This window comes from Mycobacterium sp. WUMAC-067, from assembly GCF_020217485.1.
GTDB lineage: Bacteria > Actinomycetota > Actinomycetes > Mycobacteriales > Mycobacteriaceae > Mycobacterium.
In genome coordinates this window covers 181,106-194,537 of sequence record NZ_JAEKMI010000003.1, presented here as the reverse complement: position 1 = coordinate 194,537, position 13,432 = coordinate 181,106, and the positions used below count along the sequence as shown (strand labels likewise).

Sequence of the window (13,432 nt, the reverse complement as noted above, 5' to 3'; positions counted from 1 at the left end):
GGCTACACCAAACCCAGCAAGCGCAGATCGGCGACATACTTGTCGATCAACGCCGCCGACAGATGCGGAATGTCCTCGTCCGCACCGATTTTGGCCGTCCGCACCGCGTGGCGGAAGACGTCGGTGGGGGCGGGTGCACCACGCAGTGGCGTCTCGGGCTCCCGGTAGGCGTCCAGCAACGGCAACACCGAATGCTGGCGCTGCTTGTCCGGTAACGCGCGAAGCGCCGTGGTGAAGCGGCCCAGCCATTCGTCGTAGTCCTCGATGCGCCGGATGTCGTGTCCGGCGGCGATCAGCCAGTCGACGAACACGTCCAGGGAGACGCCGTCGTCGTGCGGGTTCATCACGTCATAGGAGCGGTACGCACCGGCAACATCGGCATCCTCGGCCGCCATCTGTTCGCCGAGCGTGGTGACCGCTTCGGCCACGAAGTCGGCGGGCAGCCCGTCGTAGTGGGCCACCGCCCGGTTTCCCTGCTCGTCGGGCCGATAGAACGACGACGGCGCGATGCCGGTGGTCAGCAGGCTGAATACCAAGCGGGTGAACGCATCTGGCACGTTCAGCTGCCCGGCATACCGGCTGTGCGCCAGGATCATGTCGGACCGGAAGACGGTGACCGGCAATCCGCACAGGTCGTGCGCCTCCCGCAGCAACACCTCGCCGGCCCACTTGCTGTTCGCGTAGCCGTTCGCGTAGGTGTCGTCGATCGGGCGTACCGCGCTGTCGGCGCGGATGTCGCCGTCCTCGGCGAACGCGCCGGGATCGACCGTCATGGCCACCGCGACCGTCGACAGGTACGTGACCGGCTTGATTCGCGTCGTGATCGCCAGCCGGATCAACTCGGCGGTGCCGGCGACGTTCGGGCCGAAGAGTTGGTCATACGGCAGCACGTGGTTGACGAGCGCGGCCGGGTGGACGATCAGATCCACGCTCTGCGCGAGGCGCTGCCAAGTCGCTTGGTCCAGGCCGAGATTCGGCTCACCGATATCACCGACGATGACCTCCAGGTGTTCGGCGGCCAGCGAGCGGAACCGCTCCAGCAACTGCGGGTCCCCGCTGTCGAAAACCGCCTCCAGCCGCTTGACTGCCGCCGCGGCGTCCGTGGCGCGGATGATGGAGATGAGCGTCCCGCCGGTCTCGGCGAGCCGCTCGAGCCATTCCAGGGCCAAGAAGCGGCCGAGGTAGCCGTTGGCGCCGGTCAGCAGGACCGTATGCGGTGTCCCGGCCGCGCGCGGCAGCGCCGGTGCCTCGGCCAGGGTGTTCGCGTCGATGAACTTGTCCAACGTGAGCTCCGCCGCGCGGACCTCGACGGCGCCCCGGCCGTGCACCGTCGCGAACGTGGGCCGCCGCGACGCCGATTTACGTTCGCTCTCAACATATTCCGCGATCAGACCCAGGTTGGTCGCGGGCCCGGTGATCATTCCCACGGGCACGTCGACGGCGAAGATGTCACGCAAGAGGTTGGAAAAGGTCAACGCCGACAGGGAATCGCCACCGAGTTCGATGAAGAGTGCGTCGGGCTCGGGCGGGCCGCCGGCCACACCCAGCAGCGCCTCGGCGGCCCGAGTGAGGGTGAAGATCACGGGGTGCTCGTCCGCCCCCTCGCGCAGCGCACGCAACTCGGTGACGCGGTTTTCGGCCAGGTCGGCGTAGAGCTGTTCGAGCCGATCGGCGTAGTGCTCTTTGAGTTTCGGCCGTAGCAGCTTGCCGACGCCCGACAGCAGGCCGTTGTCCTCGCTGAAGGGCTCGGTCTCGACAACAAAGTCGACCGGCACCTCGTAGGACTGCAGCTCGGCGAGTTGCGCCGACTGGCGCAGGGATTCGGCGAGCGCGGCCTTGAGGCCGTCGGGATCCCCGGCGAATCGCTCCGCGGCGTCGACGGTCGGCACGACGACGGCCAGCAGATAGGGGCGTTCGCTGTTGCCGTAGACGAAGATCTGGCGGACCAGCGGCGCGCTGGCGAACACGGCCTCCAGGCGGGCGACGGCGACGAATTCGCCCTGCGCCAACTTCAACACGTTGTTGCGGCGGTCGACGTAGGCCAGCCGGTCGGGTTCCAGCTCGGCCATCACATCGCCGGTGCGGTAGTAGCCGTCGGGATCGAACGCATTGGCGGTGACGTCCGGCCGTTTGAAATATCCCGGCGTGGCGGTCAGCGACTTCACCAGCAATTCGCCACGGGGATAAGGCTTGTCGGTGTGAAAATAGCCCAGTTCGGGAACGTCGACGAGCTTGTAGTCGAGCACCGGGGGACGGGTCATGCGCCCGTCCTTGGTCACCATTCCTACCTCGGTCAGCCCGTAGCCGTCGAGAACGTGGACGTCCAAACTTGTTTCGATGAAGGCGCGCATCTCCGCGGCGAGCGGCGCCGTCCCGCAAAAGGCGGTCACGATGCGGCCGCCGAGGACCTGCTCACGCAGCTCGGCCCGCGCGCGGGCCTCGGCGGAGCCGGTATCGGCGCCCGCCGCCACGAGTCGATCGACGGCGCTCTGGTAGCGCTGGTAGAGCATTTCCGCCACCCGGGGCACCAGACCCATCTCGGTGGGGCGCACCAGGTTCCAGTCGTCGAACAACGTGGACAGGTCGCTTTCCGGGACGAAGTAACTGGTGCCGCCGGCCTGGAACGCCGTCGACAGCGGTATCCGGCCGCCGAGGTGATTCAGCGGCATGAAGTTGACGTTGAACACGGGCGTGTCCGCGAAATCGGGCATCAGCTCGTTGGTCCACACCTTGCACAGCATCTGCTCGGTGTACATGGCGCCCTTGGGTAATCCGGTGCTACCCGAGGTGTACATGATCATGGCCAGCCGCTGATCGGTGTCACCGGTGTACATGGGCTCGGGCGGTAGGGCGCGGCCGCGTTCGACGATCTCGTCGAAGGTCTCGATGGTCACCGCCATGCCCGCGGCCGCCAGCTTCTCCCGGGCCCGTTGCAGCGCTTCGCGTTGCTCGTCGACCTCGGGCTGGTAGTCGAAGACCACAAGGCGCCGCAACGATGAGCTTCCCGACGCCGCTTCGACGGCAAGGTCGAGATAACCGACGCCGGCGGCCAGTATCGATGGCTCGACCTCATCGACGATCGGGCGCAACCGTGAGGCGGTGGTGTTGTGTTGCAGCGGAACGGCAACCAATCCGAGGTAGGCGCAGACCAGATCGAGGGTCAGGTATTCCGCGCTGGCGAAACCGACTGTCGCGACGAAGTCCCCGGGCGACACGGGGTTCGCGGCGTCGTGCCGCCATGCGCCGGCGATCGCGCGAACGTTGGCCCACAGCTCGCGGTAGGTCATGGTGTCGAACCGGGGGAGCAACTCCGCGGTGGTCCGCCCGGTCGCCGGATCGGTGCTCGATGTCCGTGCCCGCCAGCCCAGTGCGGGCCGATCGGCGTAGCCCTCGACGAACAGCTCCAGGATCTGGGGCAGCCGGAGGCCCGGTTGGCGCGCCGCCCGCTGGAGCGAAAGATCGGGTTCGGCGTCGCGGAATTGTGCGTCGTTGGCGGCCAACTCGCGGATCCGTTCGGCTACCCGCTCCCGCGCCGGGCTGATCGGGCCTCTAGAGCTAACTTTCGTGCGCTGCGCCTCACCGGTCATGGCCCGCCTCTCGTTCAGATCCCTCGTCTACCGAGAACTCACCGCGGCGGGCGGGTCTTCCGTTCAACGCGTGTGACGACCGTCACACGTGGGGACCGGCGGGTGACGCTCAGGCCACGACCTGGATGGGGTCGCCGACGTTGACCTGGTTGAAGTACCACGAGGCGTTGTCGGGGCTGAGGTTGATGCACCCGTGGCTGACGTTGGCATAGCCCTGCGAATCGACCGACCACGGGGCCGAGTGCACGTAGACGCCGCTCCAGGTGACCCGTACGGCGTACTGGGCGGTGATCTTGTACCCCTCGGGGGAGCTGAGCGGAATGCCGATGGTGCGCGAGTCCATCACCACGCTGCGCTGCTTTTCCAGCGCCGTGAAGCTGCCGATCGGGGTGGGCCTGCTGGGCTTGCCCATCGACGCGGGCATGGTGCGCAGCACCTCTCCGTCCCTGCTGACGGTGAAGGTGTGCTTGGAGATGCTGGCGACACCGAGGAGCGCGTCACCGGTGTCGAAGCCGGTCGTCAGGGCCTGCACGCCCACCGAGACGTGCGTGTGCGGGGGCCAATACTGGTTGGGAACCCACTGCACGACCGTGTTCCGGACCCACTCGAAGTGCCCCGGCGTGCCGCTCGGCGACGTCACGTGGATCGACCGCTCGACGGCGGCGCGATCGGCCACCGGTGCGGTGAACGTGACCACGACGGGGTGCGCCACACCGACCACGGCGCCGTCGGCGGGCAAAATCGAGGCGACCTCGGGCGTGGGGTGCGGCGTCGGCACGGCGGCGCTGCCACGGGCCGCCGATCCCACCAGGCCCATGACCGTGATCGCGACCATAACAAATAGATAACGAACACCTCGACGCATAGCGTCCACCCTTCGAGATGGTGCGATCAACACACGGACATTCTACGGGTTACCCACGAATCACCGGTTTCAGCAAACAATGACAGCTCGGGCGGCCGCCGCGGTAACGAGGCGAACACCGATTGAGTTCGATTCGGTCGGCGGCGGAGCCGGCGACGCCGTTCATCCATTGCCGGCGGGCAGCACGCGCGCGAAAGTGCCACTGACACTGAGGTTCTCGTCGAAGGCGGGCGCCAGAATCCGCACGAGCGCTGTGTGCAGGCGATGGGATCGTCCGCAGACGCGATCGCGCAGGTGCCGGCGCTTCCGAAAGTGCCGGGATCGTTGCGGCGGGCGCGGGCTTGGCGCGCAGGTCAACGGCGCGTTAGCCTCAGCGAGATCGGCGTCCCAAGCCCGAGCGAACCCCGAGGAGTGCGGGTGCTCTTCCGTCAGCTGGAGTACTTCGTTGCGGTCGCCTCCGAGCGCCACTTCGCCCGGGCGGCCGAGAAATGCTTCGTCTCCCAGCCCGCGCTCTCCGCCGCGATCGCCAAGCTGGAGCGGGAGCTGAACGTCACGCTGATCAACCGCGGCCACAGCTTCGAGGGCCTCACCCCGGAGGGGGAGCGGTTGGTGGTGTGGGCCAGGCGGATTCTCGCCGAGCACGACGCCTTCAAGGCGGAGGTCGACGCCGTGCGCTCGGGCATCACCGGGGCGCTTCGGCTGGGCACCGTGCCGACCGCGTCGACGACCGCGTCGCTGGTGCTCTCGGCGTTCTGCTCTGCGCATCCGCTGGTGAAGGTGCAGATCCTGTCCCGGCTGGCGGCGACCGAACTCTACCGACGCCTGCGCGAATTCGAACTCGACGCCGCCATCGTGCACACGGCGCCCGACGAGGCTCACGACGTGAACATGGTTCCGCTGTACCAGGAGCGCTACGTGCTGCTCGCACCCGCGGAGATGTTGGGAGCCGCTGCGACGACGATGACCTGGGCCCAGGCCGCGCAGCTGCCGTTGGCATTGCTCACCCCCGACATGCGCGACCGCCAGATCATCGACAAGGCGTTCGCCGATCACGGCATCACCGTCAGCCCACAGGTGGAAACCGACTCGGTCGCTTCACTATTCGCTCAGGCGTCCGCCGGAAATTGGGCATCCATCGTGCCGCACACGTGGCTGTGGACCTCGCCGCTGGGCCCGGAGATCCGGGCGGTGGAGATGGTGGATCCGGTGCTCAAAGCCGACGTCGTGTTGGCGACCAGTTCGAGCGGACCCGGCTCGCCGATCGCGCGTGCGCTGGCGGCATCGGCCGCGGGGCTTTCGCTCAACGAGTTCTTCGACGCCCAACTCCTGGGCGTCACCCGCCGCCGCTGACGGTGGCCGCGCGCGCCGGGTTCCGGTTGGCCAGATGTCCGCTTTCCACGCCGGCCGCCGGGTCGAGCTCGCAGTCGATGACCGACGGCGCCCCGGAGCCGATCGCCTCGGACAGCGCCGCGCGCAGCTCACCGGGCGTGGCGACGTGATAACCCTTGCCGCCGAAGGCCTCCGCGATCAGTTCGTGGCGCGCCCGGGCGTTCAGCACGGTGGGGGCCGGGTCCGAGGGGTGCGCGGCGGCGCCGGGCGCGGCCTCGTCTCCGCGATAGACGCCGCCGTTGTTGAGGATGACGACGGTCACCGGCAGCCGGTAGCGGCAGATGGTCTCGATCTCCATGCCGCTGAAGCCGAATGCGCTGTCACCCTCGATCGCGACGACCGGCCCGCCGGTCTCGACGGCGGCGGCGATGGCATAGCCCATGCCGATCCCCATCACGCCCCAGGTTCCCGTGTCGAGCCGGTGCCGCGGCGATTCCATGTCGACGACGTTGCGGGCCAAATCGAGCGCATTGGCGCCCTCGTTGACGACGTACACGTCGCGGTTGTCCTGCAGCACAGCGCGAATCGCGCCGAGGGCGTTGTAAAACCGCATCGGGTGTGGGTCGTCGGCCAGGCGCTCGCGCATCTTGGCGTCGTTGCGTGCCTTGCGGTCGGCCAGCTCACCGGTCCATTCCGCCGGCGCGGCGATCGGTTGGGCGGCCACGGCGTCACACAGCGCCGACATCACCGAACCGATGTCGCCGACCAGCGGCGCGGAGATCGGCTGGTTGCTGTCGAATTCGGTCGGCTCGATGTCGACCTGCGCGAATTTGGTGTCTGCGGACCATTGCGGCGACTCCCCGTGGCCCAGAAGCCAATTCAACCGGGCGCCGATCAGCAGGACGGCGTCGGCGCGGGCGATCGCCAGCGACCGCGCGGTCGCCGCGGACTGCGGGTGGGAATCCGGCAACAGACCCTTGGCCATGGACATCGGCAGGAACGGAATCCCGGTGGCCTCGACGAACCGTCGAATCTCGTTGTCCGCCTGGGCGTATGCCGCGCCCTTACCGAGCACGATCAGCGGCCGTCGCGCCTGGGCCAGCAGCCCCAGTGCGCGATCCACCGCGTCGGGCGCCGGCAGCTGACGGGGCGCGGGGTCGACGACCCGCCAAATCGTCCCGGCGGCGGACGAGGCCTGAAGCGCCTGGCCCAGGACGTCGCCGGGGATATCCAGGTAGACACCGCCGGGACGCCCGGAGACCGCGGTGCGAATGGCGCGCGCGACGCCGCGACCGATGTCCTCGATCCGGTTGATCCGGTAAGCCGCCTTCGCGAACGGCCTTGCGGCGCTGAGCTGGTCGAGATCCTGGTAGTCGCCGCGCTGCAGATCCACCAGCGCGCGATTGCTCGAGCCGGAGATCTGGATCATCGGGAAGCAGTTCGTCGTGGCGTTCGCCAGCGCGGGCAAAGCGTTGAGGAAGCCGGGCCCGGACGTCGTGAGGCACACCCCGGGGCGGCGGGTCAGGAATCCGGCGGCCGCGGCGGCGTTGCCGGCCGAGGCCTCCTGCCGAAAGCCGATGTAGCGCATGCCCGACGCCTGCGCGGTCCGGGCCAGGTCGGTGATCGGGATGCCGACGAGGCCGTAGAGGTTCTCGATGTCGTTGGCCTTCAGCGCCTCCACCACGAGATGAAAGCCGTCGACCACGCGGGTCGATCCCGGCGCGTCGCTTCCCGACGCCGAAACGGTGGACATGTGCGACTCCTCGGGTGCGGGCGGGCGGACTGGCCTAGCCATCACTGTGGCCCCGGCGCCCGGCACGTGTCCAAGTCGAAGACGCTATCCGACGATTGACGTCGTCTATCGCCGCAGCTCAGCCGGCCGCTATTGCTGTTCGATAGCCCACGGTTATCGGTCGTGAGCGAATCGGTATTGGACGGGTGAGAAGGCCGCCGGGCAGGGTGGCCTCGACGGGAAGAGGACGGCAGAAGTGGGGAAGGAGCGCGGCGATGGGGTCCGATTCGACAACCGGCGGTGAGGTCACGGGGGCTGCGGGCCCGCGCATCGCCGACCTGGTCGCCGCGGCGGCGCGGCGGGCGCCGCAGGCGTGCGCGCTGGTCGTCACCGCCGAGCGCAGACCGGTCAGCTACCGCGACCTGACCCGGCTGGTCGACGATCTGGCCGCACAGCTGAAGGCCGCGGGCCTGGCGGCGGGTGACCGGGTCGCGCTGCGCGCCGGCAGCAACGCCGAATTCGTCGTCGGGCTGCTGGCGGCGTCGCGGGCGGATCTCGTTGTGGTTCCGCTCGATCCGGCCCTGCCGGACAGCGAGCAGCGCGCCCGGAGCGAGGCGGTGGGCGCGCGGGCGGTGCTCATCGACCGACTCGGGGACCCCGGCGAGGCAGGACCGCCGGCCTGGCCCATCGCGGTGCGCGTCAGACCCGACGACGCCGCGCCGGCCATCAGCCTGGACGTCCGCGCCGCACCCGAGCGCGACGTTTCGACGCCGCAGGGCCTGCGCGACGACGACGCCATGATCATGTTCACCGGCGGCACCACCGGCATGCCCAAGATGGTTCCCTGGACGCGCGACAACATCGCCGGCTCGGTCACGGCCATCGTCGCCGGATACGCCCTGGGGGAACGGGATTCGACGGTCGCGGTGATGCCCCTCTACCACGGGCACGGTCTGCTCGCCGCGCTGCTGGCCACCCTGGCGTCCGGGGGATCGGTGTTGCTGCCCGCGGGTGGACGCTTCTCGGCGCACACGTTCTGGGACGACATCGAGGCCGTCAGGGCCACCTGGTACACGGCGGTCCCGACGATCCATCAGATCCTGCTGGAACGCGACCGAACCGAGGGACCCGCCGGCGCCGGCGCCCTGCGGTTCATCCGCAGCTGCAGCGCGCCGCTGACCGCCGAGACGGCGCAGGCCTTGCAGGACACGTTCTCGGCCCCGGTGGTGTGCGCATTCGGGATGACCGAGGCGACCCACCAAGTGGCCACCACGGCCGTCGAAGGCGCCGGGCACAGCGAAAACCCTGGCGCCACACCGGGTCTCGTCGGCCGCTCGACCGGGCCGCAAATCCGTATCGTCGGGCCCGACGGTCAGTCGCTGCCCGCCGAGACGGTCGGCGAGGTCTGGCTGCACGGCCCCACCGTGGTGCGGGGCTACCTGGGCGACCCGTCGATCACCGACGCCAACTTCACGCGCGGGTGGTTGCACACCGGCGATCTGGGCACCCTGTCGCCGGCCGGCGACCTCGTGATCCGCGGCCGCATCAAGGAACTCATCAACCGGGGCGGGGAGAAGATCTCCCCGGAGCGGGTCGAGGCGGTGCTGGCCAGCCACCCCGACGTCCTCGAGGTGGCCGTGTTCGGCAGGCCGGACACGCTGTACGGCGAGACCGTGGCCGCGGTGATCGTCCCCCGCGGATCGGCCGCGCCGACGGCCGACGAGTTGGCGTCGTTCTGCCGTGACCGGTTGGCGCCCTTCGAGGTTCCGGCCGACTTCCAGCAGGCGGCGGAGTTGCCGCACACCGCCAAGGGCTCGCTGGACCGGCGGGCCGTCACCGCACAGTTCGGTCGCGGGGCCTGAACCGCTCAGACGCCGGCGTTCACCCGGGCCGCGGCGGATTCCGGCATGGGCTCGTAGCGGGCGAACGACCGGGTGAACGAGGCGGCGCCGTGCGCCAGTGATCGCAGGTCGATGGCGTAGCGGGACAGTTCCACCTGGGGCACCTCGGCCTTGACCACGGTGCGTTCGTTGCCCGCGGTGTCGGAGCCGAGGACCCGGCCGCGCCGGCTGGACAGATCGCCCATCACCGCGCCGACAAAATCGTCGGGCACCAGCACCGAGATCTCGTCGATGGGCTCGAGCAGCGCCACCTTCGTCGCGGCCGCGGCCTCCCGCAGCGCCAGCGAGCCGGCCATCTGGAACGCGAAGTCGGACGAATCGACGCTGTGCGCCTTGCCGTCGAGCAGGGTGACGCGGATATCGACCACCGGGTAGCCCGCATGCACCCCCTTCTCCATCTGGGCGCGCACACCTTTCTCCACGCTCGGAATGAACTGCCGCGGCACCGCCCCGCCGACCACCTTGTCCACGAACTCGAATCCCGAGCCCTCCGGCAGCGGCTCCACCTCGATGTCGCACACCGCGTACTGGCCGTGCCCGCCGGACTGCTTGACGTGGCGGCCATGGCCTTTCGCCTTGCCGCCGAAGGTCTCTCGCAGCGGGATGCGCAATTCCACGGTGTCCACGGTGACGCCGTACCGATTGGCCAGCGCGTCGAGGACCACACCGGCGTGGGACTCGCCCATGCACCACAGCACCACCTGGTGGGTCTCCTGGTTCTGCTCGATCCGCAGTGTCGGGTCCTCGGCGGCCAACCGGCCCAGCCCCACCGACAGCTTGTCCTCGTCGGTCTTGGCGTGGGCCGCGATCGCGACCGGCAGCAGGGGCTCGGGCATGGTCCAGGGCTTCAGCACCAGCGGCTCCGACTTGTCCGAAAGGGTGTCGCCCGTCTCGGCGCGGCTCAGCTTGCCGATCGCGCAGATGTCACCGGCCACCACGGCCGTGGCCGGGCGCTGCTGCTTGCCCAGCGGGAAGGACAGCACGCCGACGCGCTCGTCCTCGTCGTGATCGGGGTGCGCGTGGCTATTGCCTTGACTCCCTTCGGGACTGGTGCCGAAGAACGACGAAAAATGGCCCGACACATGAATCGTCGTGTCGGGCCTGATGGTCCCGGAGAACACCCGGACCAGGCTGACCCTGCCCACGTAGGGGTCCGACGTCGTCTTCACCACCTCCGCGAGCAACGGCGCGTCCGTGTCGCACGTCAGGCCGGTGCGCGGCGCTCCGACTTGCGTAAAGACCTCCGGCAGCGGGTGTTCCATCGGCGACGGGAATCCGCGGGTGGCGACCTCCAGCAACTCGTACGTGCCCACGCCGGTGGTGCTGCAGACCGGGATCACCGGGAAGAACGACCCCCGGGCGACGGCCCGCTCCAAGTCGGCGATGAGGACGGATTCGTCGATGGACTCACCGCCCAGATACCGCTCCATCAGCGACTCGTCCTCGGACTCCTCGATGATCCCTTCGATCAGGGCGCCGCGCGCTTCCTCGATCCGCTCGGCGTCCGCCGGGTCCGGTGCCTGCACGGCTCGCTTGCCGTCGGCGTACTCGTAGCGCGCCTGCGACAGCAGACCGATCAGGCCGTGGCAGGAGGGCAGCCCGGTCGGCAGGTAAAGCGGTAACACCTTGTCGCCGAACGCATTCTGCGCCGCGGCCAGCGCCTCCTGATAGTTCGCGCGGGTGTGGTCGAGCTTGGTGATGACCACGGCGCGGGGCATGCCGACCTGGTTGCATTCCTGCCACAGCGACTTGGTGGGCTCGTCGACGCCCTCGTTGGCCGCGATCACGAACAGCGCGCAATCGGCGGCGCGCAACCCGGCCCGCAGTTCCCCGACGAAGTCCAAGTAGCCGGGCGTGTCGACCAGGTTGACCTTCACGCCGTCGTGCGACAGGGACGCCACGGCGACGCCGACCGACCGTTGCTGCCGAATCTCGGCCTCGTCGTAGTCGCAGACCGTGCTGCCGTCGGCCACCGAGCCGCTGCGGGTCAACACGCCGGCGGCGACCAACAGCGCTTCGACGAGGGTGGTTTTGCCGCCCCCCGACGGTCCCACCAGAACCACGTTGCGAATCTCGCCCGGACCGGTGGCGGTAGGAGCGCTCCCCGCACCTTGGGAAGTATTTGTCTTGTCCGCCATGACTTTCCTCCAGGTTGCCCGGGGCGCGCCGTCGCTGACCTAGCTAGCACCTATCTAGCTACCATTCACCCAACTTCCGTCGACCACAAGACCGTCCGGCCAGATCGCGTGCGCTGCTGATCAGTGGTGCCAGCTGGACCACCGCTGCACGGCGACGGCGATGACCGGACCGTCCAGCGAAACCGATTGGTACTGAGGGTATTTCGCGCGCAGCAGCCGGCGCCCGAACTCCAGGACCTGGCCGTCGTGGTGGATGGTGGCGACCCCGTCGACCCGAACCCACCATAACCGCGTCCAATCGTCGCAGTAGTGGTCCACCAGCAGGCTCACCCGGGGGTTGGCGTCGATATTGGCCAGCCGGCGCAGCCGCCGCGTCGTTTTCGGTTTCGCGTCGACCGCGGTGTACACCACCTCCTGGCCGCCCGCGGGGTCGGCGTCGACCGCGAAGACCACCGGCACCAGGTGCGGTTCTCCGCCCCGCGTGACGGTGCCCAACCGCGCCACCGGGGACTCGGTGAACCTGGCCCGGGGGTCGAATTCGCCCACCGCGTCAGCTTAGGTGCGCACAGCGCGTGAGAGCAGCGGCCGCGAGAACCTGGCACATGCCGCGCATAGTTACCTGCATTACGGTTATGTACACAAAATTGTGCCGCCCGGAGCCTGAGGCTGGGACAGTTTGTTGGTTACGGCGAAGCAGGAGGGTGACACCGATGGGCAAATCGCACCGCCGCTCGGTCTGGGGGTCAAGGGTCGTCAGAGTGCTGGCCGTGGTCGCACTCTTCCTCGGTCTGGACGCCGGTATCGGCCTCGGAATAGCCGCAGCGCCGGCGACGGCGTCGCCGCCCGCCCTACCGCTGGACCCGTCGGCGATGGTCGGTCAGGTGGGGCCTCAGGTGGTCAACATCGACACCAAGTTCGGCTACAACAACGCGGTCGGTGCCGGCACCGGCATCGTGATCGACCCGAACGGCGTCGTGCTGACCAACAACCACGTGATCTCGGGGGCCACCGACATCAGCGCCTTCGACGTCGGCAACGGGCAGACGTATGCGGTCGACGTGGTCGGCTACGACCGGACGCAAGACATCGCGGTGCTGCAGCTTCGCGGCGCGGCCGGGCTTCCGACCGCCGCGATCGGTGGCGAGGCCACGGTGGGCCAGCCGATCGTCGCGCTGGGGAACGCCGGCGGCCAGGGCGGAACGCCCAGCGCGGTCACCGGCAAGGTCGTCGCGCTCAACCAGAGCGTCTCGGCGACCGACACGCTGACCGGTGCGCAGGAGAACCTGGGCGGCCTGATCCAGGCCGACGCGCCGATCAGGCCGGGCGACTCCGGTGGGCCCATGGTGAACAACGCCGGGCAGGTGATCGGCGTCGACACCGCCGCCACCGACAGCTACAAGATGTCCGGCGGGCAGGGCTTCGCCATTCCCATCGGCCGCGCGATGGGCGTCGCCAACCAGATCAGGTCCGGCGCCGGCTCCAACACCGTGCACATCGGCCCCACCGCATTCCTGGGGCTGGGCGTGATGGACAACAACGGCAACGGCGCCCGGGTGCAGCGCGTGGTCAACGCCGGTCCCGCCGGGGCCGCCGGGATCGCCGCCGGCGACGTCATCACCGGCGTCGACAACGTCGCGATCACCGGGGCGACGTCCATGACCGAGGTGCTCGTCCCGCACCACCCCGGGGACACGATCGCGGTGCATTACCGCTCCACCGACGGCGCCGACCGCACCGCGAACATCACGCTGGCGGAGGGGCCGCCGGCCTGACATACCCGGCGACAAGATCCGCCCGGTGGCCAATTCGTTTGCCACCGGGCGTGATTCGTCACCGACGTGTGGGCGTGATTCCGAATGTCGCGCCTCGGGTACCCGTGG

8 protein-coding genes are annotated in these 13,432 nt (G+C 69.1%); 3 read left to right on the top strand and 5 right to left on the bottom strand.

Features of this window, described 5'->3' with window-relative positions; genetic code table 11:
* Positions 1–2: 2 nt before the first annotated feature.
* Positions 3–3,587 (bottom strand): carboxylic acid reductase, encoded by a 3,585-nt coding sequence (car, locus tag JF781_RS03535; protein ID WP_225327282.1) that lies wholly within the window; start codon positions 3,585–3,587, stop codon positions 3–5.
* A gap of 109 nt (positions 3,588–3,696) precedes the next feature.
* The gene (locus JF781_RS03530; RefSeq protein WP_225327281.1) at positions 3,697–4,452 is read right to left on the bottom strand and encodes a L,D-transpeptidase family protein; all 756 of its coding nucleotides are present in this window, start codon (positions 4,450–4,452) and stop codon (positions 3,697–3,699) included.
* Between the two features lie 417 nt (positions 4,453–4,869).
* On the opposite strand from JF781_RS03530, the gene JF781_RS03525 reads away from it, so the two are divergent.
* Positions 4,870–5,802, top strand: coding sequence for a LysR family transcriptional regulator (locus tag JF781_RS03525; protein WP_225327280.1), 933 nt, complete (start codon positions 4,870–4,872; stop codon positions 5,800–5,802).
* On the opposite strand, the gene oxc is transcribed toward JF781_RS03525, so the two are convergent.
* Positions 5,786–7,534, bottom strand: a complete 1,749-nt coding sequence (gene oxc / locus JF781_RS03520) for an oxalyl-CoA decarboxylase (protein WP_225327279.1) — start codon at positions 7,532–7,534, stop codon at positions 5,786–5,788. The two genes, JF781_RS03525 and oxc, sit on opposite strands and share 17 nt — an antisense overlap.
* Positions 7,535–7,788: 254 nt before the next feature.
* Between oxc and JF781_RS03515 the strand changes: the two genes are divergently transcribed.
* Positions 7,789–9,375, top strand: coding sequence for a FadD7 family fatty acid--CoA ligase (locus JF781_RS03515; RefSeq protein WP_225327278.1), 1,587 nt, complete (start codon positions 7,789–7,791; stop codon positions 9,373–9,375).
* A 5-nt stretch (positions 9,376–9,380) separates the two neighbouring features.
* Here the strand turns inward: JF781_RS03515 and JF781_RS03510 are convergent, their stop codons facing one another.
* On the bottom strand, positions 9,381–11,552 hold the full coding sequence (locus tag JF781_RS03510) for an elongation factor G-like protein EF-G2 (RefSeq protein WP_225327277.1): 2,172 nt from the start codon (positions 11,550–11,552) through the stop codon (positions 9,381–9,383).
* Between the two features lie 120 nt (positions 11,553–11,672).
* Positions 11,673–12,098, bottom strand: a complete 426-nt coding sequence (locus JF781_RS03505; RefSeq protein WP_225327276.1) for a TIGR03668 family PPOX class F420-dependent oxidoreductase — start codon at positions 12,096–12,098, stop codon at positions 11,673–11,675.
* 164 nt (positions 12,099–12,262) lie between these two features.
* On the opposite strand from JF781_RS03505, the gene JF781_RS03500 reads away from it, so the two are divergent.
* Entirely contained in the window at positions 12,263–13,324 is a 1,062-nt protein-coding gene (locus tag JF781_RS03500; protein ID WP_225327275.1) for a S1C family serine protease, read from the top strand.
* Positions 13,325–13,432 lie beyond the last annotated feature (108 nt).